16 protein-coding genes and 1 tRNA gene are annotated in these 20,599 nt (G+C 70.7%); 12 read left to right on the top strand and 5 right to left on the bottom strand.

Going from position 1 to position 20,599, the window contains the following annotated elements:
* Window positions 1–242: 242 nt before the first annotated feature.
* Window positions 243–1,694 carry an NADP-dependent phosphogluconate dehydrogenase gene (gene gndA / locus E3O23_RS09250; protein WP_134490344.1) on the bottom strand — a complete coding sequence of 484 codons (1,452 nt, stop codon included), beginning with the start codon at window positions 1,692–1,694 and terminating at the stop codon, window positions 243–245.
* Between the two features lie 274 nt (window positions 1,695–1,968).
* Between gndA and E3O23_RS09255 the strand changes: the two genes are divergently transcribed.
* The 4 genes from E3O23_RS09255 to E3O23_RS09270 all read left to right on the top strand — a co-directional run bounded on the left by E3O23_RS09255 (window position 1,969) and on the right by E3O23_RS09270 (window position 7,867).
* Window positions 1,969–2,613, top strand: a complete 645-nt coding sequence (locus E3O23_RS09255) for a 50S ribosomal protein L25/general stress protein Ctc (RefSeq protein ID WP_134490346.1) — start codon at window positions 1,969–1,971, stop codon at window positions 2,611–2,613.
* A 35-nt stretch (window positions 2,614–2,648) separates the two neighbouring features.
* Window positions 2,649–3,230, top strand: a complete 582-nt coding sequence (pth, locus tag E3O23_RS09260) for an aminoacyl-tRNA hydrolase (protein ID WP_134490348.1) — start codon at window positions 2,649–2,651, stop codon at window positions 3,228–3,230.
* Window positions 3,231–3,395: 165 nt separating this feature from the next.
* Entirely contained in the window at window positions 3,396–7,124 is a 3,729-nt protein-coding gene (mfd, locus tag E3O23_RS09265) for a transcription-repair coupling factor (RefSeq protein ID WP_134490350.1), read from the top strand.
* Complete coding sequence (locus E3O23_RS09270; RefSeq protein ID WP_134490352.1) at window positions 7,121–7,867, top strand: nucleoside triphosphate pyrophosphohydrolase; 747 nt, start codon at window positions 7,121–7,123, stop codon at window positions 7,865–7,867. The genes mfd and E3O23_RS09270 overlap by 4 nt, the downstream gene beginning before the upstream one ends.
* A gap of 98 nt (window positions 7,868–7,965) precedes the next feature.
* Here E3O23_RS09270 and E3O23_RS09275 read toward each other — a convergent pair whose 3' ends face one another.
* Window positions 7,966–9,072, bottom strand: coding sequence for an ABC transporter permease (locus E3O23_RS09275; protein WP_241983408.1), 1,107 nt, complete (start codon window positions 9,070–9,072; stop codon window positions 7,966–7,968).
* A complete protein-coding gene (locus E3O23_RS09280) occupies window positions 9,069–10,025 on the bottom strand; it encodes an ABC transporter ATP-binding protein (RefSeq protein WP_241983409.1) in 957 nt (318 codons plus the stop codon). The genes E3O23_RS09275 and E3O23_RS09280 overlap by 4 nt, the downstream gene beginning before the upstream one ends.
* 82 nt (window positions 10,026–10,107) lie before the next feature.
* Here E3O23_RS09280 and E3O23_RS09285 point away from each other — a divergent pair, with 82 nt between their 5' ends.
* The 8 genes from E3O23_RS09285 (at window position 10,108) to E3O23_RS09320 (ending at window position 17,472) form a co-directional block, all read left to right on the top strand.
* Window positions 10,108–10,641: a ferritin gene (locus E3O23_RS09285; protein WP_134490354.1), complete on the top strand. Its 534-nt coding sequence runs from the start codon at window positions 10,108–10,110 to the stop codon at window positions 10,639–10,641.
* Between the two features lie 103 nt (window positions 10,642–10,744).
* The gene (hisS, locus tag E3O23_RS09290; protein WP_134490356.1) at window positions 10,745–12,004 is read left to right on the top strand and encodes a histidine--tRNA ligase; all 1,260 of its coding nucleotides are present in this window, start codon (window positions 10,745–10,747) and stop codon (window positions 12,002–12,004) included.
* Window positions 12,005–12,081: 77 nt separating this feature from the next.
* The gene (gene eno / locus E3O23_RS09295; protein ID WP_134490358.1) at window positions 12,082–13,362 is read left to right on the top strand and encodes a phosphopyruvate hydratase; all 1,281 of its coding nucleotides are present in this window, start codon (window positions 12,082–12,084) and stop codon (window positions 13,360–13,362) included.
* Window positions 13,363–13,471: 109 nt separating this feature from the next.
* On the top strand, window positions 13,472–13,948 hold the full coding sequence (locus E3O23_RS09300) for an FtsB family cell division protein (protein ID WP_198415170.1): 477 nt from the start codon (window positions 13,472–13,474) through the stop codon (window positions 13,946–13,948).
* Window positions 13,945–14,475: a DUF501 domain-containing protein gene (locus tag E3O23_RS09305; protein ID WP_134490360.1), complete on the top strand. Its 531-nt coding sequence runs from the start codon at window positions 13,945–13,947 to the stop codon at window positions 14,473–14,475. The genes E3O23_RS09300 and E3O23_RS09305 overlap by 4 nt, the downstream gene beginning before the upstream one ends.
* Window positions 14,436–15,752, top strand: a complete 1,317-nt coding sequence (locus tag E3O23_RS09310) for a S8 family peptidase (protein ID WP_134490362.1) — start codon at window positions 14,436–14,438, stop codon at window positions 15,750–15,752. The genes E3O23_RS09305 and E3O23_RS09310 overlap by 40 nt, the downstream gene beginning before the upstream one ends.
* A 40-nt stretch (window positions 15,753–15,792) precedes the next feature.
* Complete coding sequence (locus tag E3O23_RS09315) at window positions 15,793–17,271, top strand: NAD(P)/FAD-dependent oxidoreductase (RefSeq protein WP_134490364.1); 1,479 nt, start codon at window positions 15,793–15,795, stop codon at window positions 17,269–17,271.
* Between the two features lie 127 nt (window positions 17,272–17,398).
* Window positions 17,399–17,472 (top strand) — tRNA-Leu (locus tag E3O23_RS09320).
* Between the two features lie 62 nt (window positions 17,473–17,534).
* Here the strand turns inward: E3O23_RS09320 and E3O23_RS09325 are convergent.
* Both E3O23_RS09325 and E3O23_RS18135 read right to left on the bottom strand, forming a co-directional pair.
* Entirely contained in the window at window positions 17,535–18,458 is a 924-nt protein-coding gene (locus tag E3O23_RS09325; RefSeq protein ID WP_134490366.1) for a Ppx/GppA family phosphatase, read from the bottom strand.
* 25 nt (window positions 18,459–18,483) lie between these two features.
* Window positions 18,484–20,599 (bottom strand): hypothetical protein (locus E3O23_RS18135; RefSeq protein ID WP_166790470.1); only part of this gene is annotated, 2,116 nt, incomplete at its 5' end.

Genomic DNA, 20,599 nt, shown 5'->3' on the forward strand with positions numbered 1-20,599 from the left:
CTGGCCGGCCGCGGCATCCGCCTCGCCCTGGCCGCCCGACCCCGCTGACCCGGCGCGAGCCCGCTGCCCCGCCCCGCGCTCGCTGACGCGCCCGCGCTCGCTGACGCGCCCGCGCTCCTCTGAACGAAAACGACGGAGATTCGCGACCGAAACGGCTCTCCGGGCTGGAAAGCGGGCAATTCGGGCAGAATCTCCGTCGAATTCGGAACAGGCGGCTGCTGGAGCACCGGCCAAGCGGGACGCTAGTGCGAGGAACCCGCGGACTCGACCTCGCTGCGGTCGCCCGACCAGAGCGTGTGGAACGTGCCCGGCAGGTCGACGCGCTTGTAGGTGTGCGCGCCGAAGAAGTCCCGCTGGCCCTGCACGAGGGCGGCCGGCAGACGCTCGCTGGCGAGCGAGTCGAAGTAGCTCAGCGCCGAGGCGAACCCGGGAACCGGGATGCCCGACAGCGCGGCCGTCGAGACGACCCGGCGCCACGCGGCCTCACCATCGGCGACGGCCTTGGCGAAGTACGGGTCGACGAGCAGCGTCGGAATCGACGGGTCGTTCGCGTAGGCATCCACGATGCGGTTGAGGAACTGGGCGCGGATGATGCAGCCGCCGCGCCAGATCGTGGCGATGGCGCCCTTGTCGACGTTCCAGCCGTACTTCTCGGCGCCGGCGATGATCGCGTCGAAGCCCTGCGCGTAGGCGACGACCTTGGAGGCGTAGAGCGCCTGGCGCACGTCGTCCTGGAAGGTGTGGCCGACGACGGCGATCTCCGGGCGGGCGTCGATCCGGGCGCGGAACGGGACCCGCTGTTCCGGGTGGCTTGACACGGCGCGGGCGAAGACGGCCTCGGCGATGCCGCCGACCGGCACGCCGAGGTCGAGCGCGTTCTGCACGGTCCAGACGCCGGTGCCCTTCGAGCCGGCCTCGTCGAGCACGATGTCGACGAATGGCTTGCCGGTCTTCGCGTCGACCTGGCGGAGCACCTCGGCGGTGATCTCGATCAGGTAGCTCTCGAGGTCGCCCGAGTTCCACTCGGTGAACACGTCGGCGATGGCTGCTGGGGAGTGCCCGCCCACCTTGCGGAGCAGGTCGTAGGCCTCGGCGATGAGCTGCATGTCCGCGTACTCGATGCCGTTGTGGATCATCTTGACGAAGTGGCCGGCGCCGTCCGTGCCCACGTGGGTCACGCAGGGCACGCCGTCGACGACGGCCGCGATCGACTCGAGGATCGGGCCGAGGGTCTTGTACGCCTCGACGGAGCCGCCGGGCATGATGCTCGGGCCCTTGAGGGCGCCCTCTTCGCCGCCGGAGATGCCGGCGCCGACGAAGTTCACGCCGGTGGCGCTGACGGCCTTCTCCCGGCGGATGGTGTCGTGGAAGTCGGCGTTGCCGCCGTCGACGATGATGTCGCCCGGCTCGAACAGCTCGGTCAGCTGGCTGATCACGGCATCCGTGCCCCGGCCGGCCTGGACCATGATGATCGCCGTGCGCGGCTTCTGCAGCGAGGCGACGAAGTCTTCAATCGTCTCGGATGCCACGAAGCCGGCCTCGGGGTGCTCCCCGGTCAGCAGGCGGGTGCGTTCGGGGGAGCGATTGTACACCGCGACGGTGTTTCCCTCCCGGCTGGCGAGGTTGCGGGCCAGGTTCGAGCCCATCACCGCCAGTCCGACGACGCCGATGTTTGCAGTTGAAGTTTCAGACATGAGGTCTCCTGGGCTGGTGTTGGGGGACCCGTCAAGCCTACTGACTGCTTCGGCGGCGTGACCTGCCGTTACACGGCGGCGGCCGGCCCCGCACACTGCTACACTCGATAGCTGAACTTCGGCGAGGGATTTCGCACGTCCGGGCAACCGGCCAGGCGGCATCCGTAATCGACGCGGCGGACGAGACCTACGGCCTTTCCTCACGCGAACAAGCGTTCGAGTTGAACCAGTACACACACAATCTGGGCTGTAGCGGTCCGCAAGGAGTAACACCATGGCGAAAGAATCCACCACCGACAATAAGGTCGTAGCCGAGCTGCGCGAAAGCTTCGGCAAGGGCGCTGCCCGCAAGCTGCGGGTCCTCGGCAAGATCCCCGCCGTCATCTACGGCCACGGGACCACCCCGGTACACGTGTCCCTTCCCGCGCACCACATCGCGCTGATCCTCCGCCGGTCCAACGCCATCCTCGAGCTGGACATCAACGGCACGAGCCAGCTGACCCTGGTCAAGGACGTGCAGAAGGACCCGGTTCGCCAGATCATCGAGCACCTCGACCTGATCGTCGTCCGCAAGGGCGAAAAGGTCCAGGTTGACGTGCCCGTGCACGTAGAGGGTGAGTCGTTCCCCGGCACCATCGCGGACTTCGACGCCAAGACCCTCCTCCTCGAGGTCGAGGCCACGCACATCCCGCAGAACATCGTCGTCTCGATCGAGGGCCTCGAAGAGGGCGCCCAGATCCACGCCAAGGACATCGAGCTGCCCAAGGGCGCCACGCTCGTGTCCGACCCCGAGATGCTCGTCATCTACGTGCACACCCCGCGCGGCACCGACGAGGGCATCGAGGCAGCGGATGCCGCAGCCGCCGAGGCCGCGACCGAGGCGACCGAGTCCACCGAGTCCACCGAGTCCGCCGAATAATCCTCGACTGGATTCGCCGAAGGCGGAGGAATTCCCTGGACGCGAATCTCTGGCTCGTAGTCGGGCTCGGTAACCCCGGGCCCGGCTACGCCGGCAACAGGCACAACGTCGGACAGATGGTCCTGGCCGAGCTCGCCGACCGCATGGCGGCGAACTTCAAGAGCCACCGCACAAACTCGGCCGTCGCCGAGGGCCGCAGCTTCCCGGGCGGCCCCAAGCTCGTCCTGGCCAAGCCGAACACGTTCATGAACGTGTCCGGCGGCCCGGTCGCGGCGCTGCTGCGCTTCTACTCGCTCGAGCCGTCGCGGCTGATCGTTGTGCACGACGACCTCGACATCCCGTACGACACCGTGAAGCTCAAGCTCGGCGGCGGTCACGGCGGCCACAACGGCCTGCGCGACATCATCGCCGCCACCGGCACCAACGACTTCATCCGGGTGCGGGTCGGCATCGGACGTCCCCCCGGCCGGCAGCCCTCGGCCGACTTCGTGCTCAAGGACTTCTCGTCCACCGAGCGCGCCACTCTGCCCAACCTGCTGGCGGATGCCGCCGACGCGGTCGAACTCATCGCCGCCGACGGCCTCGTCGCCGCCCAGCTCAAGTTCCACACCGCCTGACGCCCCGACCCCTGTCCCCGCCGAAACGTCGCCGAACTGTGAGTTTGGCACCTTCGTGGGGCCCGGGAAGGTGCCGAACTCACAGTTCGGCGGGAGCAGGTGCGGGGGCGGCGTCGGCGCGGGCGCGTCCGGCAGGCTCCCAAGCGGCGCCGGTAGACTTGGCTGGTGATCCTATCGGGCTTGATTTCTGCGCTTTCGCGCGCCTCCACGTTTGAAACGGCTCTCGCATTCGCGGCCAGGGATGTCGATTTCTCCCTCACCGAGGGCCTCCGGGCCCCGCTGCTCGCCGCTCTCATGGCCGAACGCGCCCGCCAGGGCCGCGCCGAGGCCCTGTTCGTCATCACGGCCACCGGCCGCGAGTCGGAGGCGCTGCGCGAGAACCTCGGATGCTTCGCCGTCGACGCCGAGATCCTCGACTTCCCGGCCTGGGAGACGCTCCCGCACGAACGGCTCAGCCCGAGCGCCGAGATCGTCGGCAACCGCCTGCACGCCCTGCGACGGATGCGCCAGTGGCAGGAAACCGAGCCGTCCGCCCGCCGCCCGCTCATCGTGGTCGCCTCCGTGCGCGCCGCGCTGCAGCCGGTGGCCGACAATCTCACGGACTACGAGCCGATCCGCCTCGACGCCGGCGGCCGGGGCCACGACCTCGCGGCGATCACGCGCCAGCTCGTCGACGTCGCCTACGCCCGGGTCGACATGGTCACCCGCCGGGGCGAGTTCGCTGTGCGCGGCGGCATCCTCGACGTGTTCCCGCCGGTGGCGGCGCATCCGTACCGGATCGAGTTCTTCGGCGACGAGGTCGAGCAGATCCGCGCGTTCTCGGTCGCCGACCAGCGCTCCCTGCCCGAACCGATCGACTCGGTCAGCCTCCCGCCGAGCCGCGAAATGCTGCTCAGCCCCGCGGTGCGCCAGCGTGCCAGGGAGATGCAGCACGAGTTCCCGAGCCTGGCCGGCATGCTCGCTAAACTCGCGGAGGGCATCCCGGTCGAGGGGATGGAAAGCCTCGCCCCCGCCCTCGTCGACCGCCTCGTGCCGGTGACGCACTACCTGCCGCAGGACTCGGCGGTCGCGGTGATCTCGCCCGAACTCGTCGCGTCGCGGGCGATCAGCCTCGCCGAAACCAACCGTGAGTTCCTCGGCGCCGCCTGGAGCGCGGCCACCGCGGGCGCCGAAGCGCCGATCGACCTCGAATCGGGCGACTTCCTCACCCTCGGCGCCCTGCGGGACTCGGTGAAGTTCACCGCCCCCGGCGCCCCGGCATCCGGCCACGCCTGGTGGACGATGAGCTCCTTCCAGGCCGCCCCCACCGACGACACCGTTCTGCCGGAACACCGCGAGATCGACGACCTGCTCACCGTGCGGCTCGATGCCACGGCCGTGCCGAGTTTCCAGGGCAACGTCGAGGGCGCCGTCGGCCACCTGGCCGAGCGGCTGAAGGCCGGCTGGACCGTCGCCGTCGTCGCCCAGGGTGCCGGGCTGGTCGAACGCGCCGCCGACGTGCTGGCCGAACACGAACTTCCCGCCCGGATCGTCACCGAGTTCCCCGCGGACCCGGAGCCCGGCATCGCCTACCTGCTCAAGGCATCCGTCGACCACGGTTTCGAAATCCCGGAGACGAAGCTCACCCTGGTCAGCGAGTCGGAGTTCTACGGCCGCACCGTCGGCTACGACGCCCGCCAGGTCAAGAAGCTCGCCAGCCGGCGGAAGAACGTCGTCGACCCGCTGCAGCTCAAGGCCGGCGACCACGTCGTGCACCAGACCCACGGCATCGGCCGGTTCGTCGAGCTCACCCAACGCGAGGTGTCCAGCGGCGGCCGCAACCCGGTGAAGACCAAGCGCGAATACCTCGTGCTCGAGTACGCGCCGTCCAAGCGCGGACACCCGGGCGACAAGCTGTTCGTGCCCACCGACCAGCTCGACCTGGTCACCCGCTATGTCGGCGGCGAGGCGCCGGCGCTGAGCAAGATGGGCGGCAGCGACTGGTCGGCCGCCAAAACCAAGGCCCGCCGCGCGGTGCGCGACATCGCCGTCGAACTCGTCAAGCTCTACTCGGCACGGATGGCCAGCAAGGGTCACGCCTTCGGGCCGGACACTCCCTGGCAGCGCGAGCTCGAGGAGTCGTTCCCCTTCGCCGAGACGCCCGACCAGCTCACCACCATCGACGAGGTCAAGGCCGACATGGAACGGCCGATCCCGATGGACCGCCTGCTCTCCGGAGACGTCGGCTTCGGCAAGACCGAGGTGGCCGTGCGGGCCGCGTTCAAGGCCATCCAGGACGGCAAACAGGTCGCGATGCTCGTGCCGACGACCCTCCTCGTGCGCCAGCACATGGAGACCTTCCAGGAACGTTTCGCCGGCTTCCCGATCCACCTCCGCGCCCTGTCGCGGTTCCAGACCGAGAAGGAATCGAAGGAGACCATCGCCGGGATGCTCGACGGCACGGTCGACCTCGTGATCGGCACGCACCGGCTGCTCTCCGAGTCGATCGTGTTCAAGGACCTCGGCCTCGTGATCATCGACGAGGAGCAGCGCTTCGGGGTGGAGCACAAGGACGCCCTGAAGAAGCTCAAGACGAACGTGGACATCCTCGCGATGAGCGCCACGCCGATCCCGCGCACGCTCGAGATGGCGGTCACCGGCATCCGGGAGATGTCGACGCTGGCGACTCCGCCCGAGGACCGGCACCCCATCCTCACCTTCGTCGGCCCGTACTCCGAGCGCCAGGTCGCCGCGGCCATCCGCCGGGAGCTGCTCCGCGAGGGCCAGATCTTCGTCGTGCACAACCGGGTGTCGAGCATCAACCGGATCGCCGCGAAGATCTCCGAACTCGTGCCGGAGGCGCGGGTCGCGGTCGCCCACGGCCAGCTCCCGGAGGCCCAGCTCGAACAGGTCGTCGTGGACTTCTGGGAGCGTAAGTTCGACGTGCTCGTCTCGACGACCATCATCGAGACCGGCCTCGATATCGCCAACGCGAACACGATCATCATCGACCGCGCCGACAAGTTCGGCCTCAGCCAGCTGCACCAGCTGCGCGGGCGGGTCGGCCGCGGCCGGGAGCGGGCCTACGCCTACTTCCTCTACGACGAGAACAAGCCGCTCACCGAGATCGCGCATGATCGGCTGTCGACGATCGCGGCGAACAACGAACTCGGCGCCGGCATGCAGGTGGCGCTGAAGGACCTCGAGATCCGCGGCGCGGGCAACCTGCTCGGCGGCGAACAGGCCGGGCACATCGCCGGCGTGGGCTTCGACCTGTACCTGCGGATGATCGGCGAGGCCGTGAGCACATTCCGCGGCGATGTCGCCGAGGGGCAGACCGAGCTGCGGCTCGAACTGCCCGTCGACGCGCACATCCCCGAGGACTACGTCGACAGCGAGCGGCTGCGCCTCGAGGCGTACCAGAAGCTCTCGACGGCCAGCTCGCCGACGGCGGCGAAGGACCAGATCGACCTCGTGCTGGAGGAGCTCACCGACCGGTACGGCGAACCGCCGCTGCCCGTGCAGAACCTCATCGCCGTGTCCCGGCTGCGCTGGCTGGCCCAGCAGATCGGGCTCAGCGAGGTCGTGGCTATGGGTTCGAACCTGCGGGTCGCCCCGGCCGAGCTGCCCGACTCGATCCAGGTGCGGCTGCAACGGATGTACCCCGGCTCGCGCTACTTCACCCAGAACGGTTCGCTCACCGTGCCGATGCCCCGGGTCAGCGTCGGGATGGGCGTCGAGGAACCGCTCGAAGACTCCGCGCTGATCGAGTGGACCGGCAACCTGCTGGCCACGATCTTCCCCGTTCAGGCGGCCGCGGCATCCGCTCGGGATGCCGACAAGAAGGCCGCCGACAAGGCCGCCGACCCGGCCGCCGACCCGAAGCCCGACACCAGGACCAGGAGCACCCCATGACCGCCCAGGACACCAGCCAGACAGCGCAGCCAGTGCCGGCCGAGCCGAGCCAGCTCGACATCCTGATCGAGACGGTCGCGAGGCTGCGGGCCCCGAACGGCTGCCCGTGGGACGCCGACCAGACCCACGAATCCCTCGTGCAGTACCTCGTCGAGGAGAGCCACGAACTCATCGACGCGATCGAGGCCGGCAGCCGTGAGGAGATGATCGAGGAGCTCGGCGACGTGCTCTACCAGGTGATCTTCCACGCCGACATCGCCGCGCACACCAGCGGCGAGGACTTCGACATCCAGGATGTCGCCGCGCAGATGACCGCGAAAATGGTCGGGCGGCATCCGCATGTCTTCGGTGACCTCGTGCTCGACACGGCCGACGACGTCGTGGCCGCCTGGGACGACTTCAAGGCCGCGGAGAAGCCGCACCGCACGAGCGTGCTCGACGGGATCCCGCAGGGTATGCCCGCGCTCGCCCTGGCGGACAAGGTGCTCGGCCGCGCGCAGAAGTTCGGCCTGCTCGAAGCGGATGCCCCGGCCCTGCTGCCGATCTCGAGCGAGGACGAACTCGGCCCGATCCTGCTCGCCATCGTCTCCGCGGCCAAGGCCCAGGGGCTGGACTCCGAGCGGGCGCTCCGCAGCGCGCTCCGCGACCTGCAGGACGAGATCCGCGCCGCAGAGGCTGAGCTCGCCCAGCCCGACGCTGACTCCGCCGACGCAGGCATCATCGGCTTCCCGACCGCCGGCTAGCCTCGATCCCGCCTTCAACTCCCGCGAAAACGCAGTTGTGCTCGAAATGACGCCCGCATAACGAGCACAACTGCGCTTTCGCGGGGAAGAACGGCCGGTCAGGCCACCCGGCGGCCCGTCGGGAGGCGGCGCGCGGGGGTGCCCGTGCGGCGCCAGGCCCAGAAGAGCGCCCCGGCGCCGAGTGCCAGGTGGATGCCGAGCCCCACGAACCAGGACGGCACAGCGTTGTCGTAGGCCTCGCGTGGCGTCGGCTGCTGCGTACCGAAGTAGGCGCCCGTCGAGTCGCAGTACTCGGACTCTTTCTGCAGTTCGGGCGCCACCTGGGCCTGGCGCACCCCGACGGCGATCCAGCCGAACAGGTCCTGCGGGTTTCCGGAGACGTCGAAGACACCGGGGGAGGCATCCGCCACGACCACGTACGGGTTCGCGGCGAGCACCCACCAGTAGTAGTCGAAGCGGGGCACCTCCATCGTCGTGGTCGGGTCGGGGCATCCGGCCCGCGGTGCCAGGGTCTGCTCGGACTTCGTGGCCGTGCCGAGCAGGGCGAACGCGATGGGCGTGCCGACGCTCAGCGCCGCCACGATGAGGTAGGTGACGACGATCGAGAACAGGGGGCGGGTGACGATGCCGGACAGCCCGACGCCGACGGCAGCGATGACCCCGAGCTCGGCGCCGAGCACGAGCACGGAGACGGCGACGGTGGCGAACGAGACCTCGCCGAGGGTGACGGCGAAGAGCAGGAAGGGCACCGCGGCGGCGAGGAAGGCCAGCGCCGTGATCCAGGCCGCGACGAACTTGCCGATTACGAGCTGGCCCGTGCTGATCAGGGTGACCTGGGTGGTAGCGAGCGTGCCGATGTCCCGGTCGCCGTTGATGGCGTTGCCGCTGAGCGCGGGCGAGACGAGCGTGCCGAGCAGCAGCACGAAGAAGATGACGGCCGAGAAGACCGCGCCGCCGCCGGTCTCCCAGGCCGAGCTGGAGAGCCAGAGGAGCACGGTGACCGCCGCGACGAGCAGCACGAAGATGCCGAGCAGCACGTACCAGGCGACCCCGCGCACGCGCTGGCGCAGCTCGAGCGTGACGATGAGCCAGAGCCCGGCGAGGAGGTCGCGGACTCGACTGCGGCCGGCGCCAGGGCGGCCGGCCGGGCCGTCGACGGCGGGGCTCGGCGCGGAGCCGTCGGCCGGGCTGAATGTGCGGCTCATGCGGATGCCCCGTCCTGGACTGCCGGTCGGTTGAGGTCGAGGAAGGTGTGTTCGAGATCGCCCACGGCCGGGCCGAAGGCGGTCACCCGCACGCCGGCCCCGACGAGCCCGGCGAGGAGCTCGGCGGCGGCGGCCTCGCTGGCGACCTGCACGAGCGTGCCGAGGTGGTCCGTCCGTGCGGCGACGCCGGAGGCGCGGAGGGCGTCGCCCAGCGAGTCCGGGTCGAGCGCACGGATCCGCCAGGACCTGGCGCTCGCTCCCGCCTCGGCGATCCGCTCGGCGCTGGCCGTGACGCCGTCGGCGAGGTACACCGCGGCATCCGCCATCTCGTCGAGTTCGGCGAGGACGTGGCTGGAGACGAGGATCGCCGTTCCCTCGCCGGCGAGGCGGCGCACGAGTTCGCGAAGGGCCACCCGGGCGGCCGGGTCGAGGCCGGATGCGGGTTCGTCGAGCAGCAGCACGGAGGGGGAGTGCACGAGGGCGCGGGCCAGGCTCAGCCGCTGTTTCTGCCCGCGGCTGAGCACGCGGGAGGGCCGGTCGGCGAGGGCCTCGAGGCCGGTCAGGCCGATCAGTTCGTTCGCCCGGGCCTCGGCGGCGGGACGGCTCATCCGGTACATCCGCCCGGTCACCTCCAGCGAGGCGCGGACGCTCAGGCTCGGCCAGGAGCCGAGCACGTCGGGCATCCAGCCCATCGCGGCGCGCACGGCCTGCGGGTCCGCCACCGGGTCGTGGCCGGCGATCGTGATGGTCCCGGCGTCCGGGGCGAGCAGGCTGGCGAGCATGAGCAGCAGCGTCGTCTTGCCGGCGCCGTTCGGGCCGATCAGGGCGGTCACCGAGCCCGGTGGCACGGTCAGGGTGGCGTCCCGCACGGCGTGCACGCTGCCGAACGAACGGCTCACCCCGGTGACCATGATTCCCTGCGGTGCGTTGTGCCCCAAGTGTGCGTGCTCCATCGTTGCCCCCTGCGGCTGTGCCCGAAGTCTAGGGGGAGGTCGCGCGGTAGCGCGGGATGCCGGGGGCCGGTACCGTCGAACCATGAGCGACATTTCCTTCAACGAACTCCTGTCCACCCAGATCGGCAACGAGTTTGCCGCCTCGCAGCAGTACATCGCGATCGCGGTGTGGTTCGACAATGAGGACCTGCCCCAGCTGGCCGCGCACTTCTACCGCCAGGCGATCGAGGAACGCAACCACGCCATGATGCTCGTGCAGTACCGCCTGGACCGCGACCTCGGCGTCGAGATCCCCGGCATCCCGGCCGTGCGCAACACGTTCGCCAACGCGGTCGAGCCGATCGCCCTCGCCCTGGCCCAGGAGAAGCAGGTCACGAGCCAGATCGAGGCCCTGTTCCGGGCGGCCCGGGCCGACGGCGACGCGCTCGGTGAGCAGGCCATGCTCTGGTTCCTCAAGGAGCAGGTCGAGGAGATCGCCTCGATGTCGACGCTGTTGACCATCGCGCAGCGCGCCGGCGACAACCTCTTCGACATCGAGAACTACATCGCCCGTGAGACCGTCGGCTCCGCGGCCGTCGAAGCGGACGCCCCCGGAGCGGCGGGCGGCGCGCTCTAACCCCTCCGGCCCCCGCGAAACCGCAGTTGTGCGCGCTAGAACGCGTTCATATCGCGCACGAGTGCGTTTTCGCGGGGAGGGAACGAATGACAGAATCGGGGGTATGGCTTCTTCCGTTACCCCGCCGCGCGGCATGCGCGATTTCCTCCCCCGGGAGAAGGCCGCCCGCGAGCACGCGCTGGGCGTGATTCGGAAGAGCTTCGCCGCGCACGGCTTCGACGAGATCGAGACCCCGGTGATGGAGGATGCCGCCCTGCTGCACTCCGGACTGGGCGGCGACAACGAGAAGCTCGCCTTCGCCGTGATGAAGCGGGGCCTGGGCCCGGCGGATGCCGCGGCCGCCGCCGAATCCGGCGACCTGCTCGGCCTGGCCGACCTCGGCCTCCGCTTCGACCTCACCGTGCCGCTGGCCCGCTTCTACGCGACCCACCGGGCCGAGCTGCCCGCCGTCTTCCGGGCCATCCAGATCGCCCCGGTCTGGCGCGCCGAGCGCCCGCAGAAGGGCCGCTACCGCCAGTTCGTGCAGTGCGACATCGACATCATCGGCGAGGCCGGCCCGCTGGCGGAGATCGAGCTGATCACGGCCACCGCAGCGGCGCTCGACGCGCTCGGCCTCACCGGTTGCCGGGTCCGGATCAACGACCGCCGCATCCTCACCACCCTGCTCGCGCACTGGGGCGTCCCGGCAGAACGCCACGAGCGCGCCCTGATCACGATCGACAAGCTGGACAAGATCGGGGTCGACGGCGTCGTCGCCGAACTCGCCGGCCTCGGCCTCGACACCGACGGCATCGCCGAGACCCTGCACGCCATCGGCGACGCCGGCTGGGACCTCGCCGACGCCGACGCCGCCGCGCCGGCCTGGCTCGACACCGCCGCCTACGCCGATCTGCTCGCCCTCCGCGCCGCACTCCCGGGCGTCCGGCTCGACTTCGACCCGACCCTCGTGCGCGGGATGGGCTACTACACCGGCACGATCTTCGAGATCGCCCACCCCACGCGAGGTTATTCGCTCGGCGGCGGCGGCCGCTACGACGGCATGATCGGCCGCTTCCTCGGCACGGATGTCCCCGCCTGCGGCTTCTCGATCGGCTTCGAACGCATCGTCGACCTGCTCGGCCCGGACGAGGCATCCGCCGCCAACGCGGTCGTGCTCGTGCACGAGAAGGACGCCGACCCGGCGCGGCTGGTCGCCCTCAAGGCCGCCCTCGTGGCCGGCGGCCTGCGCGTCCGCCTCGAGCGGCGCACGAAGAACCTCAAGGCGCTGCTCGACCGGGCGGGCGAGGCCGGCTACAGCCGGTTCGCGTTCGTCACCGCGGAGAGCGTCGACGCGTCATCGCTCGACTTCAAAGCCCTCGCCTAGAGCGCACTCACTAGACTGTTCAGGGATTCCCCCGAGGTTTTCCTCACGCCCCCACACCCCAAGCACAGGAGATAGTTGTGGCACTCATTGAGGCAGTAGACGCACGCGAGATCCTCGATTCCCGAGGAAACCCGACCATCGAGGTCGAGGTGTACCTGGAAGACGGCACGATCAGCCGCGCCGCCGTTCCGTCCGGCGCATCCACCGGCGCCTTCGAGGCGTACGAGCTCCGCGACGAAGACCCCAAGCGTTACCAGGGCAAGGGCGTGCTGCAGGCCGTCGACGCCGTCATCGACGAGCTCGGCCCGGCGATCGAGGACCTCGACGCCAGCGACCAGCGGATCATCGATGCCGTGCTCACCCAGATGGACGGCACCGAGAACAAGGAGCGCCTCGGCGCCAACGCCATCCTCGGCGTCAGCCTGGCCGTCGCCAAGGCGGCCGCCAGCTCGAGCGGGCTGCCGCTCTTCCGCTACCTCGGCGGCCCGAACGCGCACACCCTCCCGGTTCCCCTGATGAACATCATCAACGGCGGCTCGCACGCCGACAACGATGTCGACATCCAGGAATTCATGATCGTCCCGATCGGCGCCGAGTCCTTCAGCGAGGCCCTCCGCTGGGGCGTCGAGACCTACCACGCGCTCAAGGCGCTGCTGAAGTCGAAGGGCCTCTCCACCGGCCTCGGCGACGAGGGCGGCTTCGCCCCGAACCTGCCGAGCAACCGCGCGGCCCTCGACCTCATCGTCGAAGCGATCAGCAACGCCGGCTACACGCCCGGCAAGGACATCGCCCTGGCCCTCGACTGCGCGGCAACCGAGTTCTTCAAGGACGGCGCGTACCACTTCGAGGGCAAGAAGCTCACGGCCCAGGAGCTCGTCGGCTACTACGCCGAACTCGTCCGGGCCTACCCGCTCGTCTCGATCGAAGACCCGCTCGAGGAAGAGGACTGGGACGGCTGGGTGCACCTCACCGCCGAACTCGGCGACAAGGTCCAGATCGTCGGCGACGACCTCTTCGTCACCAACCCGGTCCGCCTGGCCCGTGGCCTCAAGGAGAAGGCGGCGAACTCGATCCTGGTCAAGGTCAACCAGATCGGCACGCTCACCGAGACGCTGGATGCCGTGGCCCTGGCCCAGCGCGCCGGCTACACGGCGATCCTGTCCCACCGTTCCGGCGAGACCGAAGACACCACGATCGCCGACCTCGCCGTCGCGACCGACGCCGGCCAGATCAAGACCGGAGCGCCTGCCCGGAGCGAGCGAGTGGCTAAGTACAATCAGTTGCTGAGGATCGAAGAAGAGCTGGGCGAGGCCGCCGTGTACGCGGGTCGCTCGGCATTCCCGCGCTTCAGCGCCTAGTTTCGCCCGGGGCTCTCGATGCGCGGGTCAGCCCGGCGCTTCGAGAGCCCCGTTGTTTTTCGGCTTGCCGTCTTAGGTTTGTTTGCTCGTCCAGCGAAAGGAGTGGCCCGTGGACAGGACTCGTACCCCGCGGCAGCCCCCTGCCGGCACGACGGACACACCCGTGGGCGGCTGGATCCGGGGCCTGCGCAATTCGGGGTTCTCCTTCGTGATGATGGGGATCCTCGTGCTCGCCGTCGTCGTGCTCGCCCCGAGCCTCCGCACGTACGCGGAGCAGCGCCAGGACATCGACCGGCTGAAGGCGGCCGTCAGCGACCAGCAGGACACCGTCGACCACCTGAAGACGGAACGGGAGCGCTGGAACGACCGCACCTACATCACCACCCAGGCCCGTGACCGGCTGTCCTACGTGCTGCCGGGCGACGTCAGCTTCCTCGTGATCAACGACCTCAAACTCCCGGTGACCGGCCAGGGCGGCGACGCGCCGGTCAGCACCGACATCCAGTCCACCGACGTCGACTGGCTCACCTCCGTCTTCGCCTCGGTCATGACCGCCGGCCTGGCGCCGGAGGAGGCATCGAAATGACCAGACCCCCCTTCGAACCGGTGACGGCCGAAGACATCGCGATCGTCACCGCGCAACTGGGCCGCCCGGCCCGGGACGTCGTCGGCATCGCCGCGCGCTGCGTCTGCGGCGCCCCGACCGTGGTCGCCACCGCGCCCCGGCTCGCCGACGGAACGCCGTTCCCCACCCTGTACTACCTGTGCCACCCGGCCGCGACGGCGGCCGTCTCGTTCCTCGAGGCCACCCAGGTGATGAACGAGTACAACGAGCTGCTCGCCGAGGACGAGGAGATCCGCGCCCGCTACCAGGCGGCGCACGAGAGCTTCCTCGCCGACCGCGAATCCCTCGGGACCGTTCCGGAGATCGCCGGGATCTCCTCCGGCGGCATGCCCACCCGGGTCAAGTGCCTGCACGCCCTGGTGGCGCACTCGCTGGCCGCGGGGCCCGGCGTGAACCCGATCGGCGACCTCGCCCTCGCCCGCTCGGCCTGGACGCCCAGCGTGTGCGAATGCCTCGACTACAGCGCCCAGGGCTCGGCAGACGCGTGAAGGCCGCCTGGCGCCGACTGGGCGCCGGCGTCGCCGTTGGCGTCGCCGTCGCCGCGCTGGGACTCGGCCCGGTGCTCGTCGACGCGACGCCCGCGCGTGCCGACCAGGTTCGCGACCTGCAGTACTGGCTGAACGACTACGGCTTCACCCAGGCCTGGGCCACGAGCAAGGGCGCAGGCGTGAAGGTCGCCGTCATCGACACCGGCGTCGCCGGCAGCGTGGCTGACCTGGCCGGCGCGGTCGTGGGCGGCACGGATGTCTCCGGCCTGGGCACGCCGAACGGGCAGACCCCCGTCGGCGAGGGCAGCGAACACGGCACCCTCGTCGCGTCGCTGCTCGCGGGCCGGGGGACCGGCACGGACGCGGGCATCATCGGCGTCGCCCCGGAGGCGTCGATCCTGAGCGTCTCGCTCGCTTTCGGCTCGAGCGGCGCCACGGTCAGCAACGATGACCAGATCGCCGAGGGCATCCGCTGGGCCGTCGACAACGGCGCCTCGGTGATCAACATGTCGCTGACCCGCAACACCCTCGACTGGCCGGAGAGCTGGGACTCGGCGTTCCTGTACGCCTTCGAGCACGACGTCGTGGTCGTGGCAGCCGCGGGCAACCGCGGCAGCGGCACGACCGAGGTCGGCGCGCCCGCGACGATCCCCGGCGTGCTCACGGTCGCCGGCGTGAACCGCAACAAGACCGCCAGCTTCGACGCCTCCTCCCAGGGCATCACGATCTCGGTGGCAGCGCCCAGCGAGGATCTGGTCGGGGCGGTGCCGGGTGGCGAGTACGTGCAGTGGAGCGGCACGAGCGCGGCAGCGCCCATCGTCTCCGGCCTGGTCGCGCTCGTGCGCTCCGCGTACCCGAAGCTCGACGCGGCCGGCGTGATGAACCGGATCATCGCGACGGCCGATCCCAGCGGCCACGCCGTGCCCAGCCCGATCTACGGCAACGGGCTCATCAACGCCGCCGCCGCCGTCACGGCCAACGTGCCCGCCGCGGCAGGCCCGGCCCCTGCCGCACTGCTCAAGGACTGGATCCACCTGCACCGGCGCGCCGACACCAAGCCCACACCGACGCCGACGCCGACCGCCGTGGCGCCGATCGAACCGCGCCAGGATCCCGCGCTGCCCCCGTGGAACAAGGCCGCCGTGTGGCTGCCGAGCCGGCACACGCTGACCTATGTCAGCATCCCGCTCGCCGTGCTCCTGGGGTTTGGTATCCTAGTAACGCTGTTCGGCACAGGGGCCACTCGGCATATCAGGCGGATGCGGCGTAAGTCGTAACATTTCGCACATCCAGGATCATGTAGGAGGCCTTCTCATCGTGCCCAGAATTCTCATCGTCGGTGGCGGCTACGCCGGTTTTTACACCGCATGGAAGCTTGAGAAATGGCTGCGTGCCGGCGAGGCAGAGGTCACCGTCGTCGACCCGCTTCCCTACATGACGTACCAGCCGTTCCTCCCCGAGGTCGCGGCCGGTTCGATCGAGCCGCGCCACTCCGTCGTCGCGCACCGCCGTCACCTCAAGAAGACGACGGTCATCACGGCCAAGGTCACCAACGTGAACCACGCGACGAAGTCCGCGACCATCACCCCGTCGGTCGGTGAGCCGTGGGAGTTCGAGTACGACCACGTCGTCGTGACCGCCGGCGCCGTGTCGCGCACCTTCCCGATCCCGGGTGTCGCCGACCAGGCCATCGGCCTGAAGACGATCGAAGAGGCCGTCGCGATCCGCGACCGCGTGCTCACCAACTTCGACAAGGCCGCGCAGCTGCCCGCCGGACCCGAGCGCGACCGCCTGCTCACCTTCGTCGTGATCGGCGGCGGTTTCGCCGGCATCGAGGTCTTCGCCGAGCTGCGTTCGTTCGCCAGCGCGCTGCTCAAGTCGTACCCGCAGATCGCCTTCGAGGACACGCACTTCCACCTGATCGAGGCGATGGGCCGGATCATGCCCGAGGTCTCCCTGGAGACCAGTCACTGGGTCATCAAGAACCTTTCCCAGCGCGGCGCGGAAATCCACCTCGACACCCAGCTCACCTCCGCCGTCGACGGTAAGATCGAGCTGTCCACCGGCGAGAGCTTCGAAACCGACCTGATCGTCTGGACCGCCGGCGTCATGGCGAACCCGGCCATCGTGCGCCACACCGACCTTCCGATCGAGGAGCGCGGCCGCCTGCAGGTTCGCACCGACCTCCGCGTCGGCACCGAGGACGAGATCATCGAGGGCGCCTGGGGCGCCGGAGACGTCAGCGCGGTCCCCGACCTCAGCGGCGGGGGAGTCGGCGGGTTCTGCGTGCCCAACGCCCAGCACGCCGTGCGCCAGGGCAAGCTGCTGGCGAAGAACCTCGTCGCCACGATCCGCGGCGAAGGCACCAAGGAATACGTGCACAAGAACATGGGCGCCGTCGCCGGCCTCGGCCTCGGCTATGGCGTGTTCCAGTCGGGCAACCTCGCCATCAAGGGCCTGCCGGCCTGGTTCGCCCACCGCGGCTACCACGGCCTGGCGATGCCGAGCTGGGAGCGCAAGATTCGCGTCGTCTGGGGCTGGGTCAACAACTTCTTCCTCGGCCGCGACATCGTCTCGCTGAGCGCCGCGCAGGACCCGCGCGCCGTGTTCGAAGAGTATGCCGCTCGCCCGAAGGCGCCGGCAGCGGCGGCGCCCGCAGCACCCGCAGCGCCCGCGGTGGAAGCCAAGGCTCCCCGCGCGCCGCGCAAGACGGCCGCCAAGGCCGCTCCGAAGACGGATGCCGCCCCGGCGTCCGCCCCGGAGAAGCGCGAGGCCGCGGTCGTCTCCGCGAAATAGGGCCATGGCCCGCCGAGAGGCAGGGTCACGCGAAGGGTCGGCGCGGGTAGCGCCGGCCCTTCTGCGTACCGGGCACCTTGTCCGCGTGCACCCCCTACGCTTGAGACGTCCGAGATCACTCGAACGCGCCCCCGTAGCCCAATCGGCAGAGGCAGACGACTTAAAATCGTCACAGTCTGGGTTCGAGTCCCAGCGGGGGCACAGACAAGCCGGCTCCGGGCTGGGTGTGGCCGCGGCGCCAGCGCGCAGGCCGGTGCGGCGCCTCAGCCGAGGCGGTCGAGGTAGCGCAGGATGATCCCCTCGCGCAGCGCCCAGGGCGACACCTCGAGCTCGTCCACACCGAACGCCGCCATGGCCGCGCCGAGCACGATGCCGCCGGCCACGATCTGGAAGGTGCGGTCGGCCGTGATGCCGGGAAGCGCCGGCCGGGCCTCGGCCGGGATGCGCGCCAGTCGCGGCACCCAGTTGGCGAGCTGCGACCGGGTCAGCAGCATCCGTTCGCCGGCGCCCGACCCCGACACCGTGCCGGCCAGCCGCGCGAGGGAGCGGATCGTCTTCGACGAACCCACCACGTGGTGGGGTGTGGGGCGTCCGGCGAAGTCCGCGACGGCATCCGCGAGCACGGTGGCGGCATGCTCGCGCAGCGCCTTCACCTGGTCCGGGAGCGGCGGGTCGTTGTGCAGGAACGCGATGGTGGAGCGCCCGGCACCGAGGGGGAGGGAGGCCGCGGACCGCGGGTACTCGTCGGCGCCGGAGGCGATCTCCAGCGAACCGCCGCCGATGTCGAAGAGCAGGATTTCCCTGGCCGACCAGCCGTACCACCGCCGCACAGCGAGGAAGGTCAGTCGGGCTTCGTCCTCGCCCGACAGGACCTGCAGCGCGACCCCGGTCTCCCGCTCGACCAGGGCGAGCAGCTCGGGCCCGTTGGTGGCCTCGCGGAGCGCCGAGGTCGCAAAGGGAAGCAGTTCGTCGATGCCGTGGGTGCGGGCGACCTCGGCGGCGTTCCGCACGGCGGAGAGCACGGCGGTGACGCCCTCGTCGGTGATCGCGCCCTCGGGGGTGAGGTAGCGCATCAGGCGCAGCACGGCCTTCTCCGACGCCATCGGCACGGGGGGCGCTCCGGCGCGGGCGTCGACAACGAGCAGATGGACGGTATTGGAACCGACGTCGAGGACTCCCAGGCGCACGTTCCGACCTTAGCGGCCCGGCGGGTCAGCGGAGCGCGGGCAGCACGTAGCGCTGCCAGGCCCACGCGCCGACGCTGAGCGCGGCGAACGCCCCCACGGCGACCCAGAGCAGCGTCACCGTGCCGTCGCTGTACCAGTTGGCGACCACGGGGGAGAGGACCGAGAAGAAGAACGTGTTGGCCAGGATGGTCAGGCCCGCCCAGATCGGCGGTGACCAGGCCAGGATGCTGCGCCCGCTCGTCCTGCCGAGCGGAACCAGCACGAGGACCACCGATCCGATCGCGGCGAGCACCACGGCATTGGTCGTCTCGGCGACGAGCGCGCCGAGGAACCCGGATGCGGCCGGCAGTACCCCGAGGAGCAGCCAGGCGACGACGGCGAGAAGGATCAGGCTGCTCGCTCGCACCGCGGCCAGCTGTCCGCGTCGATGCGCGGGGGCGCCGTCGGCGACCGCGACGCTGCCGAGGAGACCGAAGACGAGGGCGGGTTCGATCCCGAAGACCCGCGAGGCGAGGGCGGCCACGCCGACCAGGAGCAGGTAGCGCGGCAGGAAGGTGGCCGATGCCGGGGTGTGCAGCACCCGGCGGCTCCACAAGAGCGGCACGAGCGTTCCCGCCGCGTTCACGATGACGAGGCCGATGATGACCGCCAGCAGCAGTCGCAGGTACGCCGGCCGGTCGGTCACCGGGCCGGACAGCATGATGAGCGTCGCCGCGGCGAGCAGGGCGGCACCGCCGACGAGCCGCCGGTTCAGGCGAACGGACGGAGCCACCTCGAATTCCTCCGCCGCCCGGTTGCGCCCGGTCAGCGGCATCCGCTGCCAGAGCGGACGACCGTTCCGGGCGCGAGAAATCGTTCCGGCCAGGAGGCGTGCGGGCAGGGCGACGAGCAGCAGCGCCCCGAGCGCCCAGAGCGCGGCCTGCAGCCAGGGGGACGGTCCGGCGGACCCAGGAGGGGCCACGGCGCTGGTGAACCTGGTGGCTTCGTCCCAGTCTCCCCGCGAGCCGCCGATCGCCGTGCCGAAACCATCGGCCTCGCCGGGCGTGGCGGGCGGCGGCGACGCCTCTTCGGCGGCCGGCGGGGGGACCGGTGCCGCGGGGGCGAGCGGGGCGTCGGTGTGGGCGCCGGCGGACGGCTTGGGGTTCGAGGCCGGGCGTTCCCCGTAGGTGACCGTGATCGGGGCGCTGCCGGGGCCGACGTTGCCCGCGGCATCCTGCTGGACCGCCGTAACCGGGTAGGAGCCGGCGGCGACCCCGCCGCCGGAGCAGCGCCAGGCGCCCGCTTCGACGGTGGCGCTGCAGACCGAGTACGCGCCGGCGAAGACGGTGACTCGGGCGCCCGTTTCCCCGGTGCCCGAGTAGCGGCTGCCGCCGAGCGGCACCTGCGCGCCGCTGGACGGCGTGCCGATCCGCGGGGCGCCGGGAGCGTCAAAATCGAAGAAGACGGCGACCGGCGTGCTCGCGTTCGACGAGGACGGGGAACTGAAGTCGGTGGACTGGCTGGCGGCCACCTGCCGGTCCCCTCCCGCCAGGGGCCCCGCGAACAGGCAGACCCAGTCGCCGGCGGCGTCGACGGTGGATACGCACTGCGGGCCACCGGCGAGCCGGGCGGTGACGGATGCCCCGGGGTAGCCGGTTCCGCGCACCATGCCGTTCGAGGAGTCCTGTCCGCGGGACCCGCCGGAGACCGTGGGTTCCCCGAGCACGGCCACCGTGATCTCGTCCGACAGGTCCGGGGCGCCGCCGACCACGACGCGGAGGGCGATGGACGGGCCGTTGGGCAGGGGGACGCCGGTGCAGCCCCACTCGGTGCCGCCGTCGGCAGGGACGATGCACAGGGGATCCCCGCCGGCCGGGTCGAGGACCTGCACCTCCTGGTCGGCGTTGCGAGTGCCGGACAGGCTCGTCGCGGAGCTGCCCACGAAGACTCCGGTGGACGGGCTCGTGATCACCGGGGCGCCTGTCGGCGCCGCGACCGGGGTCGGGGTCGGCGTCGACTCGGGCACGGCATCCTCCGCGAACGCGGCGCCGGGGGCGCCGGCCAGGCTCGCCAGGACGGCGAGGGTCGCACCGAGCAGGCGCAGCGTCAGGGTCGTGCGCGGCGGCCGGGCGAACGGCGGGCGCGGGGCTCGGCGCAGGCCC

The organism is Cryobacterium tagatosivorans (assembly GCF_004402215.1).
GTDB lineage: Bacteria > Actinomycetota > Actinomycetes > Actinomycetales > Microbacteriaceae > Cryobacterium > Cryobacterium tagatosivorans.